Source organism: Actinopolymorpha sp. B9G3, assembly GCF_040120725.1.
Classification (GTDB): Bacteria; Actinomycetota; Actinomycetes; order Propionibacteriales; family Actinopolymorphaceae; genus Thermasporomyces.
On record NZ_JBEEAB010000011.1, the window covers coordinates 246,378 to 265,309 of the forward strand.

Below are 18,932 nucleotides of genomic sequence, written 5' to 3' on the forward strand. Positions count from 1 at the left end.
GCACCTCCATGGTCGTCGATCCCACCGGTCCGGCCGTACGCCGAAGCTCCAGGCTCGCGCTCCCGCGCCGAGTCCTGAGTCTAAGTCGTGACGTGCGGGGTAAAGGGGACCGCCGGTCGCGATCGGACGCCTGATCCACCCGGGAGCGGGGGCGGCATCCGGGGTGCCTTGACCTCGACAGGTGAAGGCCACTTCACTGGTGGGCTGAGCGTTTCGTCCAAGTATCGGCGCTTTTGACGGCAAAGAAGGGACGACGCACCATGGCGAGCGAGCACGGTTCGACCGATCCCGGACCGCCGAGCAGCGGCCCACCAGGCACTCCGAGCGGCCCACCAGGCACTCCGAGCGACGACGCGCCGCCTGGCGGCGGTGCGTACACGTCAACTCTCTCCACCCGGCACCTGCCAGGAGTGGAGGTCCGCGACCTGCCGGCGGCACCGACCGACACCTGGCGCATCCTCGGACCCGGTCTGGTGGGCGCGGGCGTCGGCCTGGCGTCCGGTGAGTTCATCCTGTGGCCCTACATCGCTTCACAGGTAGGGCTCGTCTTCCTGTGGGGCGCGGTCATCGGCGTGATGACGCAGTGGTTCCTCAACATGGAGATCGAGCGCTACACACTGGCGACCGGCGAGACGGCGTTGACCGGTTTCAGCCGGCTGTGGAAGCACTGGGGCCTGGTCTTCGCGGTGATGACGTACTTCGCGAACATGTGGCCGGGATGGGCCACGAGTTCGGCGACCCTCGTGTCGTACATCTTCGGTGGCAACGTCACGGCCATCGCGATCGCGATCCTGCTGATCTGCGGCGCGGTCCTCACGCTGGCACCGGTGGTCTACACCGCACTCGAACGCGTCATCGTCGTGAAGGTCGCGGCGATCGGCGTCTTCATCCTGGTGGCGATCATCTTCGCCATCACCGGCGACGCCTGGCGCAACCTCGGCCAGGCGGTCACGCACATCGGGCAGTTCCCCGACCTGCAGTTCGCGCTGATGCTGGGGGCGATCGCGTACGCCGGAGCCGGTGGCGGGCAGAACCTCTGCCAGAGCAACTGGATCCGGGACAAGCGGTTCGGCATGGGTGCGTACGTCCCACGCCTCGTGAGCCCGGTGACCGGCCAGGAGGAGGCGGCGCCGTCGACCGGCTACGTCTTCGCGCCGGTCGGTGACAACCTCACCAGGTGGCGCGCCTGGTGGCGGTTCGCCAACCTCGAGCAGGCTGCGACGTTCGTGCTCATCACCGCGTTCACGATCGGGTTCATGTCGATGCTGGCGTTCTCGACGGTGTTCGGGCGCGAGGGCCTGCCCGACGACATCGCCTTCCTGCAGGTGGAGGGCAACGCGCTGAAGGAGAGCGTCGGACCATGGTTCGGCTACTTCTTCTGGGTCATCGGTGCGTACGCCCTGTTCGCCGGGGCGATGGGGATCATCGACTACACCAGCCGGCTGGCAGCCGACCTGGTGGCGACGGTCTACCTGCGCGGGTCGGGTGTCTCGGAGAGCCGGGTCTACTTCTGGCTGGTGTGGGGGCTCGTGGCGTTCGGCTGCCTGGTGCTGCTGGCCGGCCTGGACCAGCCGCTGGTGCTGCTGGTCATCTCGTCCTGTGTGGCCGGAGTGATGATGGCGATCTACGGCGTCCTGCTGATTCTCATGAACAAGCGGGCGCTGCCGCCGGCGATCAGGATCAAGACGTTCCGTACGGCCGTCATCGCCCTGGCGGTGGTCTTCTACGGGACACTTGGAATCATCACCATCATCCAGCAGGGCTCGCAGCTGTTCGAATAGTGGAGTTTCGGGTGGGTTCGGGCTCGCCGCACCATCGAGGGCCTTGCCCTTGGTGCCCGACGAAGGACGTGTGTACGCAAGGTGAGCCCGCCCCACTCCCGCGACAGCCTGTCGGCGTATCTCCTCGACGAGATCCTCGCCGGCCGGATCCCGTCGGGTGCGAAGCTGCCGCCGGAACGCAGCCTGGCCGAGCGGTTCGGCGTGTCGCGGCCGATCGTGCGCGAGGTGCTGCGGAGCCTCGCCGAACGCGGGTTCGTGGAGATCCTTCCGTCACGTGGCACGTACGTCCGGGAGGCCCGGTCCAGTGACGGCGCGCGGTCGCTCGACACGTCGTACCGCCGGCGTAACGCCACCATTCGCGAACTCACCGAAGCGCGGCTGATGCTGGAGACCTATGCCGCCCGGCTCGCCGCCAGCAACGCGACCGACGTGGAGACCGCGGCGATGCGGCGCTGCCTCGACGACTTCGAGCGGGCCGGACACGTGCTGGAGCAGGCCCGGCTCGACCTGGCGTTCCACGCGCTCGTCGTGCGGGCGAGTCACAACACCGTGATCGAGACGATGTACGCGTCGATCACCAGCCTGACGTTCGAGTTGATGCTGCGGAGTTTGTCCGACCGGCAGGTACACCAGGCCGGCGTACCGCTGCACGAGAACGTCCTGCAGGCAATCGTCGACCGCGACCCCGATCGGGCGGCCGAGGCGATGCAGGAACACCTCGAGGTGGCGAGACGGCTTTACGGCAAGGACTTCGAGGCCAGCGTCGACCAGGTGGCCCAGCGGGAGTTGCAACGGATGCTCGGCCCGTCCGCGTCGCTGGAGGGGATACTCGAGGATGTGGCACGCCGCCACGCGGCGCTGGTGACAGCCCCCGGACCTGTGCCAGGGCCAGCGGCCCCGTGATCATGATCGTGATCCTGAAAGCCCTGCGTACACACAGCCCCGTCCCCCTTCACAATCCGGTTTGCCTTCATGATTGCCGGCCTGAGTCAGCCCGTGATCATGAAGGCAAACCGGATTGTGAAGCGTAACAGGGCAATAGGCCCTACTTCTCTTCATGATCACGATCATGATCACCGGTTCGGGCGCTCACCGGAGAAGGGGTTACCGCCGAACCGGGCCGCGGCGACGCCCCGCCGGCCCAGGCCGCAGCGATGCCCGCCTTCTCGAATGGCGGACCCGCGGAGCACCGAGCGGCGAGGCGGGAGGTCCTGATCAGCTGAAGTACGTACCGCCGTTGAGGTCGATGACCGAACCCGTGCAGAACGAGCCGAGGTCCGAGGCGAGATACACCACCGCTCCGGCGCAGTCGGCGGGGAAACCCGCCCGCCGCAACGGCGTGCCGTCGATCGTCGCCTGCTGTTCGTTCGGTGGGGTGAACTCCTCGTGGAAAGGCGTGTCGAGGATGAGGCCGGGCGCGACCGCGTTGACGGTGATTCCGCGCGGGCCGACCTCCTTGGCGAGCCCGCGGGTGAACCCGTGCATCCCCGCTTTGGCGGCGGCGTAGGCGACCGCGCCCCGGCCGCCGCCGTTGCGGCCGGCGACCGAGGAGATGTTGATGATCCGGCCGCCGTCCGGCATCGACCGCAGCACCGCGCGCGTACAGCAGAACGCGCTGAACAGGTTGACCTCGATCACCTTGTGCCAGTGTTCGTCGGACATGTCGGCGATCGGCAGCCGACCGAGCAGCCCCCCGGCGTTGTTGACGAGAATGCTGATCGGCCCGCCGAGCGCGGTCGCCGCCTGGTCGACCACGGCGTCGACCGCCGCGCTGTCCGCCGCATCCAGTGCGTACGCAGCAGAACGCCGGCCCAGCGCGGCGATCTCCGCTGCCACCGGTGCGCCGTCATGGCTGCGGTAGGTGAGCGCGACGTCGGCGCCGGCCTGGGCGAGCGCGAGGGCGACTCCCCGGCCGATCCCGACGGCTCCGCCGGTGACGAGGGCGGCCTTGCCGCTCAGGTCGATCTGCATGCGTACTCCCTTTGTCTTCCTACGCCTGGGGCGTGCTACGTCTGGGTCGTGCTACGTCTGGGTCGTGCTACGTCTGGGTCGTGCTACGTCTGGGTCGTGCTACGTCTGGCCTGCCCAACGGCTGCACGCATCTCAGGCGAGGTTGTCCACCTGTCCGGCGACTACGGCGTAGTGCAAGGGTTCCTTGCGCAGGAACCGTTCGATCTCGGACACCATCGCCGCACCCTGCCGGCGGTGTGAGTCGAGCGTGTGGCCGGCGCTGTGCGGGGATCTGATCGTGTGCGGCATCTCCCGCCACTCGCTGTCGACCTCCAACGGTTCGGCCGGGAACACGTCGAGCGCCGCCCGGATCCGCCCTGTCCGCAGTTCCGCCTGCAGGGCAGCAGGATCGATCAGTCCACCGCGGGCGCTGTTGACCAGGAGGGCACCGTCACGGAGGCAGCCGAGCTCGCGCGCCCCGAGCAGATTGCGGGTCGACGGTAGCAGGGGCACGTGCAGGGTCACGATGTCACTGCGGGCGAGGAGGGTGTCAAGGTCGGCTTGCGTGACGCCGAGCGTGCTCGCCTCGTCCGCGTCGAGCAAGGGATCGCTCACGAGAACGGACGATCCGAACGCCTTCAGCAGCCGGATCACCGCCCGTCCGGTCCGGCTCGCTCCGACCACACCGACGGTCTGCGCGCCCAGCAGCCGGCCGGGGTGGCGGTGCCGCAGGTCGCTCCAGCCGGCTCCCTCGCGTAGTCCGGCGTCGAGCAGGTGGAGTTCGCGAAGCCAGGCGAGGATCTGCGCGATCACGAACTCGGCAACGGAGTCGGCAATCAACGCGGCTGCCTGACAGACCCTCACCCGGGTGCCGACCGCCTCCTGGGGAAGAAGGTTACGGATGCTTCCGGCGGAGTGCGCGACGAGGGCGAGGTCGGGGCACTTCGTGAGGATGTCGTCGCCCAGACGTGGCGTGCCCCAGCCGGTCAGGCACGCGACCACTCCGTCCAGCAGCTCCGGAAGGTCCCAGGCGTCCGGCGAACCGTCGGCCCATCGCACGTTCCCGAGCGCGTCGAGGCGGCGCTCCGTCTCGCTCGTGAGCACCATCGACCTGGTGGCCTCCGTGAGCAGAACCGCCACGCCTGAAGGGGTCTCGCGCGTCATGTCGTCCTCCAAGGACTGGTCGGTTCTCAGGATCGGGTGGGATAGAGCACCAGCTCGGGCACGTGCGCCCGGGCGGGCAACGACATCACTGCGAGGCACATCCGGGCCACATCGTCGGGTTGCAGGGCGTTAGCCAGCATCTCCGCCGTTGGCGGCGTCGGTCGGCGCTCGACCATGGGCGTGTCGGTGAATCCTGGGAAGAGCACCGACACGCGGATCCCGTTGGCGCGTTCCTCCTCCATCGTCGCGTGCGCGAGCGCGGTCACTCCCGCCTTACTGGCTTGGTATCCGACGCCGGAGGCGTCCGGCTTCCTGGCCGCCGAGGAAGTGATGTGCACGAGCAGTCCGTCGCCCTGCTGGCGGAAGACCGGAAGCACCGCCTGCGTGAGCACGAACGCCGCATCGAGGTTGGCACTCATCAGCTCCCGCCAGCCTTCGGGCGTGAGCTTCGTGAGAGCGCGGTTCCTGATGTTGGTGCCCACGCTGTTGACGAGAACATCGATCCGTCCGTACGCCTCGACGCCCGCACCGACCGCTGCTTCGACCGCCTGCCGGTCCGTGGCGTCACCGGCGTACGCGATAGCGGAGCCACCCTCGGCGGTGATCGTCTTCTCCAGCTCCGCAAGGGAATCCGCGCGCCGCGCGAAGAGGACGACACTGGCGCCCTCCGCGGCCGCCGCGACCGCCGTGGCCCGACCCATGCCACTGCTCGCGCCAGCCACCATGACGACCTTGCCTGCCAGCGCGGCGTCGGCTCCCACCGCCATCACGCACTCACCTCGACCGCATCGGGTCCCGCCGTCAAGAGGCGCTTGACATAGCGGAGATCGGTACGGGTCTGGTCGAGCACCTGGTCGTACGGAAGCTCGTAGTGGCTGTGCAGCGTCAGTGGCCCGTCGAACCCGATCGCCTGCAGGTGCGGGAGGATCTCCGCCCAGGGCACCATGCCGTCCGCGAGTCCGAACCAGTCCGAACGCCACTCCCGCTGCCCGGCGCCCGTCGTTCCGGCGGGGAACCAGCCGCCGTTCTTGACGCCGACGCACGCCAACCACGGTTGCAGGATCTCGAAGGTCAGCCGCCAGTCCTCCCGTCCGTCCTGCACCACCTGGTTACCGGGATCGGGGTAGGCGCACAGCCACTCGGGTGAGTGGCCCTCGAGCATCGCTCGCGTCAGGGCGCCGGAGGCGTGGATCGTGTCGCCGTGCAGCTGGATCGCAAGACGTACGCCATGGTGGGCGGCCATCTCCTCGAGCCGGGCGAGGTGCCGCTGCGCCTCGGCCAGCGTGTCGGCGTACGACCTGACGTCAGGTTTGTACGCCCAGTAGCCGAGGCGGATCAGGTCGATGCCCGCGTCGGCACACGCACCCAGCACAGCGTCGGCGGGGAAGCGGTCGGGATCGGTGAGGTCCGTGGTCGCCATCGGCACCGACAGGCCATCGCTCTCCAGGTGTTTGACGGCAGCCGGGATGTCGCGGGCGTCGGCGGGATCGATGGTGGTTCCCGGCCGGACGAGCAGGTCGATTCCATCGAAACCGAGGTCGGCCGCCGCCGCTCCGATCTCGCCGACCGAGCTACTCTGGAACAGTTTGGTGAACAGCACCGTCCGCATTCAGGGCACCTTCTTTTCTTCTCGAATACTGAGCCTTGCGGTGGACGCCCGGGCGACGAGTTGCGGGGCCATCACCGTTGATCTCGGGCCGTCGCCGGACTGCGTGCGGATGGCGTCGAGCGCGAAGCGCGCCATCTCCGCCAGTGGTTGTCGGATGGTTGTCAGCGAAGGGTTGTACAGCTCGGCGATGGTGATGTCGTCGAACCCCACGATCGAGATGCCACGGCCCTGGTCGGGAATCTCGCGGCCAGCGTCGCGCACCGCCGCGCAAGCGCCGATCGCGTACATGTCGTTGATCGTGACGACAGCGGTGGGGGGTTCTGCCAACTGGAGAAGGGCTGTCAGCCCCTGGCGGCCGAGCTTCGCGCTCTCACCGTCGCCGAATCCCCTGCCAGGGTTGGTCCACACGAGTTGCTTGCGGTAGCGGACGCCGGCATCGGCCAGCGCGGCTCGATAACCCGCGAGGCGACGTCGCCGGCTCACCGTGGCGATCGCTCCTGAGATGAAGCCGATCCGGCGATGGCCGAGATCAAGCAGGTGCTGGGTGGCGAGGTAGCCACCGCGATGGTTGTCCACGCTGACGCTGACGAGGCCGGGCGGATCGCCGGCCTGGCGTTCGCGGTCGAACGCCACCAACCGAAGACCGCGTTCGGTAAACGGCCGTACATGGTCAAGCGACGGGAGCGAGGACCCGAGGATGACGGACCGGACGCCGCCCGCCCACAACTCCTCGATGTAGTCGTGTTCGCGGGCGGGGTCGCGTTCGCTGTTGCAGAGCAGGACCTGGTGCTGGTCGCGGAGCGCCTCGGCCTCCACGGTCCGCGCGAAACTCCCCCAGAACGGGTTGGCCACCGACGGTACGACGAGACCGATGACCTGGGCGCGCCCGGTACGCAACTGGCGGGCGACCCGGCTGGGCCGGTAGCCGAGCTCGTTGATCGCGCGCGCAACCCGTTCCCTCGTCCGCGGGTGCATCCGGGCGTCTCGGCCGTTGAGGAGGTTGGAGACCGTGCTCGGCGAGACCTTCGCGGCCGAGGCGACGTCGCGGATGGTGACATTGGCCCCGCCGGACGTGGAGACACTGGCGCCGCCGGACGCGGAGACACTGGCGCCGCCGGACGCGGAGACACTGGCGCCGCCGGACGCGGAGACACTGGCGCCGCCGGACGCGGAGACACTGGCGCCGCCGGACGTGGAGACACGTCGGGCGGACCCGGAAGGACGGGTGGCGGGAGGAGCGGAGACGCGTGTGGGCGTACGTCCGCGCGGCATGCCACCCGCCCTTCAGAAGTGGTGTAACGATGCACCAATGTAACGATGCACCAACCAGTTTCCCCAGCGAGCGTCCGGAACTGGAAAGGCAGCGCGAAGCAGACGGTCCGTCCGCCACGCACGCTGGTTCAGCGGCGTGCCCCTCTTCCCGACCAGCGCCTCCTAGTCCAACGGGTTCGCACAGATCACGTGGGCCTGGAGACTCCAGTCCTGCAAGGGTGCCTTCTGCTCGGCCCGGACGGCGTACCGGCGTGGAAAGCCCTTGGTATCGAGTTGCTCCGGCGTGGCTCCGTCGACGTACGCATGGCCGGCGGGGTCCACCTTGGCGAGCCCGAAGCTGTACGCCAGCCTGCCGTTCGAGCAGGTGGCACGACGGACCTTCGCCGCCGTGGAGTCCAGCGGCGACGCAGCCCCCGCGACGACCTGATGGCCGGCCGGACTGGTGACGCAGACGCCCCGCGCATGAAGAGTGAACTGTGAGGTCGGGTCCCCATCGGTGGCATCGTCGAAGCCGGTGACCAGAGCGGACGTTCCGTTCGCGGCCGGCCGGACGGCACCCAGCGCGATGCGGCCGCGCTGCTCGAACGACGCCGCCGTCAGCATGCCGCCCGCAGCGAGCAGCTTCTTGCCCGCTGGACAGGTCACCGTCCGCGAGAGCTGGTGCGCGTCGCCCGTCGCCGGCGCAGCCCTCACGTGTTCGTATCCCGGTGGTTTCGGCCCGCACAACGCCCACATCTCGAGCGCCCACGGTTCGGTGTAACCCGGCTTCGCGTAGACGTTGGCGGAGTAGATGTAGTTGCCGCTGTCTCCGATGTCGAACGGCTGGAGGGCGGCGAACTTGAGGTCGCCGTCACCGCCGGCGCCGTCCTCGGTGCGGACACTCGCTCCCCCGCCGAGGATCACCTTGCCGGTCGAGCACGCGAGCTGTCCGAACCTGTGGTCGGCGGTGGCGAGCGTGCCGGACTTGTGCTGCAACTCCATGCCCGGCGGGGGCGGCGGCCCTGCTGCCTGCCGTCCCGCGTCCGGGACCGGGTGCGCCATGCCCGTGGTGGCGACCATCGCGACCGCGACACCCGCCAGCGCTCCCCACCGTTTCGACTGCACACTCATGCGCGACTTCCCCTCGATCCGTTCGACGGCCTCGATCTGGCGACCTGGTACGACCGCGAGTCCGGATCGGTTCGCCTCCCGCGCCCGGGGAAGCGTGCGAGCGAAGCAGGTGGTCCGCCCTCCACGTACGCCGGTTCAGCGGCGTGCCGCGTCCGCGACCTCCTCGATGAGCCTGGTGAAGCCGTCGCCTCCACCACCGCGCGCCACCAGCCGTTGCACGGAGTCACGAAGGAACGCGGCGTGGCTGGTGTCCAGCCCTTCGGCCCGCCTGACCCGTACCAACTGGTCGAGCACGCGTGCGTGTTCGGTGAGGGTCGCGGGACCCACGGGGTACCGGCCTTCGCGGATCTCCTTCGCCACGTCGGGAAGGGCGTCGACGACGTAGCCGAGTTGCCGGCGTACGAACGGAACGAAGGTCTCCGGGTCGGTGTCGGGCGCCCCCACGAGGGCGAGTGCGTTGAGATAGGCCGCCTCGGTCTCGTACCACAGACCGAGGAGCGCGAGGTCCCACCGGCACGCCTGACCAAGGTCAGTGCCGACGTGGGTGGGCGTACCGAGTTCGGCAAGCGTCGCGGCGTGCTCTGCGAAGGTTCGTTCGGCTCCGGCGTAGAACATGGTGGCCGCGGGCGTTCCGATCTGGCTGGGCCCGGCCTGGATCACACCGTCGAGATAGTCCAGACCGACCTTCGCCGCCCGCGTGGCCATGGCGCGCGCCTCGTCCGGCGTACCCGTACTGAGGTTCAGCAGCGCACACCCGCCCGCGGCCGCGCCGATCGCGTCGAGAACCGCCTCGCTCGCGTCGTAGTCCGTGACGCTCAGGAGGACGAGCGGGCTGGCCGCCGCGGCCGCGGCGGCGGTAGGCGCCGCCACGGCTCCGCCCGCGACCAGCGGGTCCGCCCTGCCGGCGGTGCGGTTCCAGACGGTGGTCGGATGCCCGCCGCGTAGCAGAGCGGCGGCCAGGGCGCTCCCCATCGCGCCGAGCCCGAGCACGGTCACCGGTGGATGGTTCATGCGAGTCCTCCTCAGGGGGAGCTGCTGGGGAAGTTTCGTTACGGTACGGATCGTAACAGAGGTGACTACACTCGCTGTCATGCAGTCAGGAAGCCGTCCCTCGGGCGCCCGGCGAGAGCTGCGGGCGCCGGCGGGCCGCCCGCGCGACACCCAGATCGACGCCGCGGTGCTGCGGACGACGCGGACGCTTCTCGAGGACTCGGGCTACACCAGCCTCACCCTCGAGGAGGTCGCCCGCCGGGCGGGCACGACCAAGCCCGCGATCTACCGGCGCTGGCCGACGCGTCAGCACCTGGTGATCGCCGCACTCGCGATAGGGCTCCAGGAGGTACGGGCCCCGGACACCGGATGCACGCTGTGCGACCTCAACGAGGGGATCAACGTCTTCGTCGCGGCGTTCCGCCAGATCCGTCCGGACGTGCTCGGTCCGCTGCTCGCCGAATGTGCGTCGAAGCCGGAGCTGCGCCAGGCCCTGCTCACGACGCTGTTCGAACCTCCGCGCCGCGCGGTGTTCCAGATGCTCGACAAGGCGGTGGCGCGCGGCGACCTTCGCGACGACCTCGACACCGGCCTCGTCGTCGACATGCTGGGTTCGCTCGTTCACTACCGCGCACTGTTCGGCCACGCACCGATCGGCGAGGCCGACGTCGAACGCGCCGTGGAGTCGCTGCTTCGCGGAATCGCCACCGACTACCCGGCTCTCGTCGAACACAGTCGACAGCTCGCCGCTACCCCACGCACCCATGCCGCCCACCACTAGGCCGAGTGCCCGTGCCGGGTCAGGGCCTCCGCCCGGTGATCATGATCGTGATCATGAATGTTCTACGTACGTATAGCCCCGTTCGCCTTCACGTCCCCCTGCCCCTTCATGATCACTGCAGAGATCATGAAGCGATCCGGGACCATGAACGCGATCCGACACATGGACCCCGAAAATCTTCATGACCGAGATCATGATCACGGGTGGCCGGCACACGGGCGCCGGTCACGGGCGCCGGTCACGGGTGGCCGACACACGGGCACTGGCGCCGGACCTGCGGGCCTTACACGTCGTCGGTCGTCAAGGTGCCGTTGACACGGCGTGGGACGCCGAGGACGTTCTTGTCGCGGAGCACCTCGGGCAGCAGCGCCTCCGGCATCCCCTGGTAGCTCACCGGACGCAGGAACCGCCGGATCGCGGTCGTCCCCACCGACGTGTGGATCGACGACGTGGTGGCGGGCCACGGGCCACCGTGCTGCATGGCGTAGGTCACCGACACACCGGTCGGCCAGCCGTTCCACAGCAGGCGTCCGGCCCGGTCCCGCAGCAGCGAGAGGAGCGGCGCCACCTGGTCGGCCTCGGTCTCCTCGGCGTGCACGGTCGCCGTGAGGTTGCCGCTGAACGCGGCGGCCGCGTCGGCAAGCTGTTCGACGTCTTCGTACTCCACGACCAGCGACGCCGGTCCGAAGCACTCCTCCAGCAGTGCGTCGGCGTGCTCGAGCAGCGCCGGAACAGTGGTCTTCACCACGGTCGGCGCGACGACGAGCCCGTCGACGGCGGCCCCCTCGACGAGGACCGAGATGCCCGGTGCGCCGGTCAGCCTGGTGATGCCCTCGGCGTACCCCTCCGCGATCCGCTTGTTCAGCAGCTCGGCGGCACCCACCTCGCGGGCGGCGGCGGCGATCTGCTCGTCGAGCCCGTGCCCCGCGGGTACGAACAACAATCCCGGCTTGGTGCAGAACTGCCCCACCCCAAGGGTGAAGGACCCTGCGAAGCCCGTCGCGATCTCCTCACCACGCGCCTTCGCCGCGCCGGGCGTGACGAACACCGGGTTGAGGCTGCCCAGCTCGCCGTAGAACGGAATCGGCTCCGGCCGCCCCGACGCGATGTCGAAGAGCGCCCGCCCGGCAGGGATGGAACCGGTGAACGAGCCCGCCTTCACCCGCGGGTCCTGCAGCGCCTCGATCCCGCGTTCGTACCCCACGACCACGGCGAACGCGCCGTCCGGCGCGCCAGCGGCCGACAGCGCCTGCGCCACGATCTCACCCGTACGCTGCGACAGCGCGGGATGCCCCGAGTGCGCCTTGAGGATGACCGGACACCCGGCCGCCAGCGCCGATGCCGTGTCGCCGCCCGCCACACTGAACGCGAACGGGAAGTTGCTCGCCGCGTACACCACCACGGGACCCAGCGGCACCAACATCCGGCGCAGGTCCGGCCTTGGGCCCATGCCCCAGTCCGGGTCGGCCGGGTCGATCGTCGCCTCGAGGTACGACCCTTCTTCCAGGACCTCGCCGAAGAGTCGCAGTTGGAAGGTCGTACGCACCAACTCTCCGCGCAGCCGCGCCTCGAGCAGGTGGGACTCCTCCATCGCCAGCGGCACGAGCTCGTCGGCCGCGGCGTCGAGGGCATCGGCCACGGCCCGCAGCAGGCGTGCGCGCGCGGCGGGCGCGAGCGCGGCGAGCGGTCCAGCAGCGGCCGCCGCTGCGGCGAGGATCGCCTCGAGCTCCGCGGGTTCGGTGTGCGGCACACTCGTCGGGTTGGCGACTCGGGTCGAGGTGGGCACGGTCATCGGACAGCCTCCCGGGCAAACGGATCGGTCAATGCGTCGACGAGCCACGACAGCGGCTCCTTGCCGACCACGACAGGATTGGAGAGTACGCCGACATCGGCGATCGCGATCTCCACGACATCGCCGCCGGCCAACGTGAACGACATCTCCGGGATCACGCCGGTCCCGGTGGCGAGGAAGAACCCGTCCGGGAACGCGTCACCGGCGAGGACGTAGGCGACCAACTCGTCGAGCGTCCGCTTCATCCGCGCGGTCGACGTCTCGCCCCGCCAGACCGGCGCGCCGTCACGGCGCACCGTCAGCGCGACGTCCAGCGCGGTGGCGTCGGGGATTTCCCACGCCGGCCGGATGCCGGTCGAGAGCGCGCAACTCCCGGCGTAGACCTTCGCCTGGGGGAGATAGAGCGGGTTCTCGCCCTCGATGACACGGGAGCTGACGTCGTTGCACACGACGTAGCCGATGATCTCGCCGAAGGTGTTGGAGACGAGGCCCAGCTCAGGCTCCGGCACGTCGAGTCCGGAATCGGCCCGGATGCCGATCGGCTCACCATCGGTGACGACCCGCCAGGGTAGGGCCTTGAAGAACAGCTCCGGCCGCTGCGCGTCGTAGACCTTCTCATAGACCGTCTTCTCGCTGCTCTCCTCGACGCGGGCGTCCTTGGAGCGTTCGTAGGTCACACCGGACGCCCACACCTCCGTACGCCCGTCGACGGGTGGGAGCAGGAGGACGTCGGCCTCGTCGAGGACGCCGTCGCCCGTGCCCGCGGCGGCCTCGACCAGCCCGCGAACCTCCTTGTACGGAAGCCGAAGCAGCTCCGCGACCTGGCCCACTCCCGCGACGGGCGAGATCCGCCCCGCCTGGCGCACACCCACCCGGACGGCGCGATCGGACCGGTCGGCGTAACGGACGATCTCCACGAGGTGCCTCCTTCGGCGGGCCGCACAATCCCACGGGCCTCACGCGGTCATCTGAGGGCAGTCATCTGATGTATGGCGGTCGGCGTTCAGTCTTCCAAACCGGTCACCCGACGCGACACCCCGGGCCGACCAGCGAGATTTTCGACCAGTCGTACGCCGAGACCGGCTTCGGAACCCAACCGGACCACGCCGTCGGCCACCTCCGGCAAGCCTTCGACCAGTTCGGCGTACCACGTCCGCAGGAAGGCGCGGACCGTCTCCTGGATCATGCCGTTCGGCTGGCTGAGTACCACGTGACAGCAGGCGGCAAACGCCACCGGCCCGGTGCAGTCGTGCGGCGCCACCGGTACTCCGAACGTGTCGGCGAGCGTCGCGATCTTGCGAGCCTCGGTGATCCCACCGGTCCAGCCGATGTCGACGGTGACGACGTCGATCGCGCCCTGCTGGAGCAGCGGGAGGAACCCGCGCCGGCCGGTGACGGTCTCTCCGGTGGCGATCGGCACGTCGACGGCGCGGCGCAGGGCGGCGAGGGCATCCACCGCGTCCGGGCGGATCGGATCCTCGACCCAGAGCGGACGGTAGGGCGCGAGCGCGGTGCAGATGCGTTCGGCGCAGGGGCGGTTCCAGAGGCCGTGCAACTCGACCATGACGTCCATGTCTGGGGCGCCGGCGGCCGAACGGATCTGCTCGAGGACCGAGAGCCCCCGCGCGAGTTCGGCGTCGGTGATCGCGGTGCCGTTACTGCGTTCGGCGTAGGAGTCGAACGGCCACACCTTCATCGCGGTGACGCCGTCCGCGCGGAGGTCCTTCGCCAGTTCGCCTGGTCGGTTCAGGAAGGCGTCGAGGTCTTCGTACTGCCGGCCCGCTGCCGCGCCCGGCCCGGCGCCGATTCCCCAGTTGTCCATCTCCTGCCGGGTGGAGGTGCGTACGTAGCCGGGGCCGGCGCAGGTGTTGTAGACCCGCAGCTCGGGCCGGACAGCGCCGCCGAGGAGGTCCGCGACCGGCAGACCGGCGCGCTTACCGAGCAGGTCCCACAGAGCGAGGTCCACGGCCCCGATCGCGCGGGTCTCCACGCCGCCGCCCTGGTAGCCGGTGTACGGCGCGAGCCGGCTGGCAGCCTGCTGGGGCAGCAGATCGTCGGTGCCGAGGATCACCGGGGCCACCGTGTCGTGGAGGTAGGCCTCGACCGCGCTCGCGGCGAAGAACGCCTCGCCGATGCCGGTCTGGCCAACGTCTGTGTGGAGTTGGAGCAGACAGACATTGGGCTGGATGGAGGGTCTCAGCGTTTCCACCGCCGTGATCCGCACGCCACCGCCTCCTCGCCGTGGTTCGTTGCCCACGCCATCGTTCGTACGCGATCGTTCGTACGCCATCGTTCGTGCGCCGCAGTTGGTTGACACCTGGTGGTCTGACCGGTTTTGCCGACGGGCCCGAGGCTAGCCGACATGACCCAGCCGGGCGGACAGCGCCGCTGCGCCGTCGCTGACCAGCCGGCCGAGGCCGTCCTTGCGCTCCGGAGTCCACCGCACGGTCGGGACCGAGATGCTGATGGCCGCGACGGTGGTGCCGGCACGGTCGGTCACCGGCGCGGCGACGCAGGCGACAGCCTCGTTCGACTCGCAGTACTCCTCCGCGATCCCGCAGGCGCGGATCTCGGTGAGCCTGGTACGCAGCTGCGTGGTTGAGGTGATGCTCCGCTTGGTCAGAGCGGGCAGGCTGTCGCCGATCGGATACAGCTCGTCGAGCCGGCTGGAGTCGAGTCGGGCCAGCAGCATGAGGCCGACGGCGGTGCAGTGGGCGGGTAGGCGCCGGCCGACCGCGGACACCATGCGTACCGGATGGGTGCAGTCGGCCTTGGCGACATAGATCACGTGCCGGCCGTCGAGGACCGCGACGTGGACGGTCTCGTCGCACGCCACCGCCACCTCCGTCGCCGCCACCTGGCCCTCGCGGGCAAGGTCGAGCCTTTCGGCGTACGTCGCGCCGAGGTGGAACACGCCCACCCCCAGGCGGAACCGGTGCGGCTGGCCCGGCACCGGGGTGAGGTAGGAGCGTTCGACCAGGGTGCCGACGAGTTCGTGGACCGACGTACGCGGCAGGTCGAGCCGGGCGTGGATCTCCGGGATGGACAGGTCCTCGGCCGTGCCGAACAGATCGAGGATGTCCAGTGCCCGCATGACCGCGGGGACGGATCGGCCCATAGGTCGGCGCTCCTTCAGTTCCCGTGAGCGGGGAACGCTTGACGCGACTGGCTCCGCCCGCACACGATGTCCGAGTATACGAATGGCGTTCGAGATACCGGACATGCGGGCGACGGCTACCGTACGACGGCTTTCCCACGATCGCCACCGACAATGGCAACCAGACACTCAGGTCCTGGACACTCGAGTCCTGAACAGTCGGGTCACTGGAGAATCGGGTCCTGAACACTCGGGTCCCGAACGATCGGAGGGTGGAATCGTCGTGGTTCGCACGCGCGGAAGCCAACTGCTGGAGAAGCTCGATCTCCCTCCCCGCGACCTCGGGGAGCTTCCGGCTTCGGACAAGCGGTTCCCCGACGGGGTTCGGTACCGCGTCGAGATCCCGAGCACCGAAGGCCCACGCTGCCTCGCGGCGGCGCTGGAAGAGGCGGAGCGGTTGAAGGTGCCGGTCCGCCGGATCTCCCAGGGCACCGGCGTCTTCCTGCTGACCGACGTCGAACTCGACACCATGGTCGAGCAGGCCGACGCGGCCGGCGTGGAGGTCAGCCTGTTCGCCCGGCCCTGCGCGGGCTGGGGTGTCTCGGCGACTGCCCGGTCGGCCGCGGGCGGCGGGTTCGCCGCGACCGCACACGGCCAGGACCAGGTGGCCGCGGTCCTCGACGACATCCTCCGGGCTGCCGAGCACGGCATCCGCAGCGTGCTGATCTCCGACCTGGGCGTGTTGGCGGCGTTCGGAAAGCTGCGCGCGGCCGGTGACCTGCCGGCCGAGATGCAGGCGAAGGTCTCGGTGATGCTGCCGATCACCAACGCCGCGAACGCCCGCGTCCTGGAGGACCTCGGCGCGGACACGCTCAACGTCGCGACCGACCTGAGTCTCGCTCAGATCGCGGCGATCCGGGCGGCCGTGGACGTCCCGCTCGATGTCTACGTCGAGGCGCCGGACAACCTCGGTGGATACGTACGCCACCACGAACTGCCCGCGCTCATCGAGGTCGCGGCGCCGGTCTATGTGAAGTTCGGCTTGCGCAACGCACCCGACGTCTACCCGGCTGGTACGCATCTCGAGGCGACGACGGTCGCGCTGACCCGGGAGCGGGTACGCCGGGCCCGGCTCGGGCTGGACCTGCTGGAGCGGTACGGCGTCGACGAGCCCACGTCCAAGCCCGGCGCCGCCGGACTTGCCCTCCCGGTCAGGCGTACGACCTGACCCCGGCTCGGTAGCCACCCTCGCGCCGCCCCACTCCAGCCTGCTCGCGCCGTCGGTTCGCCCGTCGGTTCGCCCGTCGGTTCGCCCGTCGGTTCGCCCGTCGGTTCGCCCGTCGGTTCGCCCGTCGGTTCGCCCGTGATCATGATCGTGATCATGAAGGAAAATCGGCAGATGGGCCCCGAAAACCCTCATGATCACGGTCACGCGGATCCTGGGCCGTGACTCGCCGCGAACTCGCCCGCGACCCGGCCGAGCACTGTCAAGGGGAGGTTGCCATGCCCCAACAGCGCGTCGTGGAAGGCCCTGATGTCGAACGACGCGCCAAGCCGCTGCTCGGCCTCCGCCCGCAACCGCACGATCTCCAGCCGTCCCACCATGTAACCGAGCGCCTGACCCGGCCAGGCGATGTAGCGGTCGATCTCGTTCTCGACGTTCTTTCGGGTGAGGGCGCTGTGCTCCATCATGAACCTCACCGCCCGATCCCGACTCCACCCGCGCGCGTGCATCCCGGTGTCGACGACCAGCCGGCAGGCGCGCCAGAAGTCGAACGACACCATGCCCAGCTTCGCCACATCGCCGGTGTAGAGGCCCATCTCGTCGGCAAGCCGTTCGGTGTAGAGCGCCCACCCTTCGGTGAACGCGGTCGCACGGGCATGGCGGCGGAAGTCGCAGAGGTCCGGCAGCTCCCACAGCAACGCGAGCTGCGTGTGGTGGCCCGGCACCGACTCGTGGAACGTCAACCCCTGCAGTTCGAACCGCGGTCTCGTCGCAGGTTTGTACGTGTTGAGCCAGAACCGACCCGGCCGCGCGCCGTCGATGCTCGGCCACTGGTAGTAGCCCAGGTTCCCGTTCTCCGCTTCGTACACCGACTGCTCGAGAACCTCGCAGTCCACCTCAGGAACCCTGCCCAACCAACGCGGCAGCGCCTCCTGGGCTCTCGCCAGCGTCGCCCGTGCCTCGGCGAGCATCTCTTCGGCGTTGTCGAAGCAGAGATCGGGGTCCGTACGCAGGCGATGGGTGATCTCGGCGAAGTCGGCCGTGCCGAGCGTGCGGGATCCGCGTTCGCGCATCTCCTCGGTCAGGTCCGCGACCAGCGAGAGGCCGAGTTCGTGGAGTTCGTCGACGCTGTGGTCGGTCGTCGTGTGCCCCGCGGCCAGTTGCTGGTAGAGCGCGACGCCGCCCGGCAGGTGCGCAAGCCCGGGCTCCTCGTCCGAGCGCGCCGTCGGTAGGACCTCGCCCACCAGATGGTGCCGGTAGTCCGCGAGCGCCGGCCGCACCTGCTCGGCGACGACCGCCGCCACCCGGTCCCGAAATCCCGGCGGGTCGCCCTCCGCCGGCGCCGCCACCTTGGTCAGCGGGTCGTCGGCGAGCGACGTCGCGAGATAGGCGTCGACCTGCTCCACGGCGGCGAGAACCAACCGGCGCACGGGCAACCGGCCAGCCGCGCGACCGTTGTCAAGCCGCCCTTGCGCAGCCGCCAACCAGGCCGGCACCTTCGCGCAGCGGGCGAGATATCCGTCTGCATCCTGGGCCGTACGCAGCGTGGACTTCGGGAGGCTGATCATCACCGTCGCCGCCGAACCCGTGTGTGGCAACGGGGTCACCGTGTAGTCAGGTGCCGCGGCCGCGAGACCCACCAGAGCGTCCGAGATCGTCCGCAGCATCACCTCACGGGTGATCCGGCGGTCGGCGTCGAGCAGGTCGGCCGCGACCGCGGAGGCCTGCTGGTGAAGGCGTTCCAGCTCGCTTCGGCGCCGTTCCTCACCGGCCATCGTGAGGTCGGGTAGCAGGCCGGAGTATCCCGGATAGCCCACCTGGCTGGCGTAGAGCGGTGACCACGCCAGCTGGCCTCGGAACATCTCCTCCGCCAGTCGATCCAGTTCCTGTGCGGCAAGGTCGGCCTGCGTGTCGCCCACGTGGTTCGCCCTTCGATCGGCTTCTGATCCCGGCGTCCGGTCCTTGGCGACAGCGTCAACCCTTGATACCGGTCAGCGTGACGCCTTCGATGAAGTAGCGTTGGAGGAAGAAGAACAGGGCGATGATGGGTGCGATCACCGCCGCGGATGCGGCCATCAGGTAGCCCCACTGCGCGGTGTAGACGCTCTGGAACGACGCCAGGCCGAGCGCGAGCGTGTAGTTCTCCTCGCTGCTCAGCTCT

General features: G+C 69.4%; 16 protein-coding genes and 1 pseudogene. 4 read left to right on the plus strand and 13 right to left on the minus strand.

Going from position 1 to position 18,932, the window contains the following annotated elements; translation table 11 throughout:
• Positions 1-260: 260 nt before the first annotated feature.
• Positions 261-1,781 carry an Nramp family divalent metal transporter gene (locus ABNF93_RS20500; RefSeq protein ID WP_349329721.1) on the plus strand — a complete coding sequence of 507 codons (1,521 nt, stop codon included), beginning with the start codon at positions 261-263 and terminating at the stop codon, positions 1,779-1,781.
• A gap of 81 nt (positions 1,782-1,862) precedes the next feature.
• Positions 1,863-2,684, plus strand: a complete 822-nt coding sequence (locus ABNF93_RS20505) for a FadR/GntR family transcriptional regulator (protein WP_349329722.1) — start codon at positions 1,863-1,865, stop codon at positions 2,682-2,684.
• Between the two features lie 312 nt (positions 2,685-2,996).
• On the opposite strand, the gene ABNF93_RS20510 is transcribed toward ABNF93_RS20505, so the two are convergent.
• From ABNF93_RS20510 to ABNF93_RS20540, 7 genes are all read right to left on the minus strand, one after another.
• Positions 2,997-3,752, minus strand: a complete 756-nt coding sequence (locus tag ABNF93_RS20510; RefSeq protein WP_349329723.1) for an SDR family NAD(P)-dependent oxidoreductase — start codon at positions 3,750-3,752, stop codon at positions 2,997-2,999.
• Positions 3,753-3,884: 132 nt separating this feature from the next.
• On the minus strand, positions 3,885-4,895 hold the full coding sequence (locus ABNF93_RS20515; RefSeq protein WP_349329725.1) for a hydroxyacid dehydrogenase: 1,011 nt from the start codon (positions 4,893-4,895) through the stop codon (positions 3,885-3,887).
• A gap of 26 nt (positions 4,896-4,921) precedes the next feature.
• Entirely contained in the window at positions 4,922-5,662 is a 741-nt protein-coding gene (locus tag ABNF93_RS20520) for an SDR family oxidoreductase (RefSeq protein ID WP_349329726.1), read from the minus strand.
• Positions 5,662-6,504 (minus strand): sugar phosphate isomerase/epimerase family protein, encoded by an 843-nt coding sequence (locus ABNF93_RS20525; RefSeq protein ID WP_349329727.1) that lies wholly within the window; start codon positions 6,502-6,504, stop codon positions 5,662-5,664. The genes ABNF93_RS20520 and ABNF93_RS20525 overlap by 1 nt, the downstream gene beginning before the upstream one ends.
• Positions 6,505-7,776, minus strand: coding sequence for a LacI family DNA-binding transcriptional regulator (locus ABNF93_RS20530; protein ID WP_349329728.1), 1,272 nt, complete (start codon positions 7,774-7,776; stop codon positions 6,505-6,507).
• 162 nt (positions 7,777-7,938) lie between these two features.
• Positions 7,939-8,886: a hypothetical protein gene (locus ABNF93_RS20535; RefSeq protein WP_349329729.1), complete on the minus strand. Its 948-nt coding sequence runs from the start codon at positions 8,884-8,886 to the stop codon at positions 7,939-7,941.
• A 135-nt stretch (positions 8,887-9,021) separates the two neighbouring features.
• The gene (locus ABNF93_RS20540) at positions 9,022-9,897 is read right to left on the minus strand and encodes an NAD(P)-dependent oxidoreductase (RefSeq protein WP_349329730.1); all 876 of its coding nucleotides are present in this window, start codon (positions 9,895-9,897) and stop codon (positions 9,022-9,024) included.
• A gap of 79 nt (positions 9,898-9,976) precedes the next feature.
• Here ABNF93_RS20540 and ABNF93_RS20545 point away from each other — a divergent pair, with 79 nt between their 5' ends.
• Complete coding sequence (locus ABNF93_RS20545; protein ID WP_349329731.1) at positions 9,977-10,657, plus strand: TetR/AcrR family transcriptional regulator; 681 nt, start codon at positions 9,977-9,979, stop codon at positions 10,655-10,657.
• 283 nt (positions 10,658-10,940) lie between these two features.
• Here ABNF93_RS20545 and ABNF93_RS20550 read toward each other — a convergent pair whose 3' ends face one another.
• From ABNF93_RS20550 to ABNF93_RS20565, 4 genes are all read right to left on the minus strand, one after another.
• Positions 10,941-12,449, minus strand: a complete 1,509-nt coding sequence (locus ABNF93_RS20550) for an aldehyde dehydrogenase (NADP(+)) (protein WP_349329732.1) — start codon at positions 12,447-12,449, stop codon at positions 10,941-10,943.
• The gene (locus tag ABNF93_RS20555; RefSeq protein WP_349329733.1) at positions 12,446-13,366 is read right to left on the minus strand and encodes a fumarylacetoacetate hydrolase family protein; all 921 of its coding nucleotides are present in this window, start codon (positions 13,364-13,366) and stop codon (positions 12,446-12,448) included. Before ABNF93_RS20555 ends, ABNF93_RS20550 begins: the two co-directional genes overlap by 4 nt.
• Before the next feature lie 86 nt (positions 13,367-13,452).
• The gene (locus tag ABNF93_RS20560; RefSeq protein ID WP_349329734.1) at positions 13,453-14,673 is read right to left on the minus strand and encodes a mandelate racemase/muconate lactonizing enzyme family protein; all 1,221 of its coding nucleotides are present in this window, start codon (positions 14,671-14,673) and stop codon (positions 13,453-13,455) included.
• A 129-nt stretch (positions 14,674-14,802) separates the two neighbouring features.
• Positions 14,803-15,567: an IclR family transcriptional regulator gene (locus ABNF93_RS20565; protein WP_349329735.1), complete on the minus strand. Its 765-nt coding sequence runs from the start codon at positions 15,565-15,567 to the stop codon at positions 14,803-14,805.
• A gap of 262 nt (positions 15,568-15,829) precedes the next feature.
• On the opposite strand from ABNF93_RS20565, the gene ABNF93_RS20570 reads away from it, so the two are divergent.
• A complete protein-coding gene (locus ABNF93_RS20570) occupies positions 15,830-16,774 on the plus strand; it encodes a U32 family peptidase (protein WP_349329736.1) in 945 nt (314 codons plus the stop codon).
• Between the two features lie 200 nt (positions 16,775-16,974).
• Here ABNF93_RS20570 and ABNF93_RS20575 read toward each other — a convergent pair whose 3' ends face one another.
• Positions 16,975-18,690: a DUF885 domain-containing protein gene (locus ABNF93_RS20575; protein WP_349329737.1), complete on the minus strand. Its 1,716-nt coding sequence runs from the start codon at positions 18,688-18,690 to the stop codon at positions 16,975-16,977.
• A gap of 55 nt (positions 18,691-18,745) precedes the next feature.
• A pseudogene (locus tag ABNF93_RS20580) lies at positions 18,746-18,932 on the minus strand (carbohydrate ABC transporter permease); the annotation flags it as partial.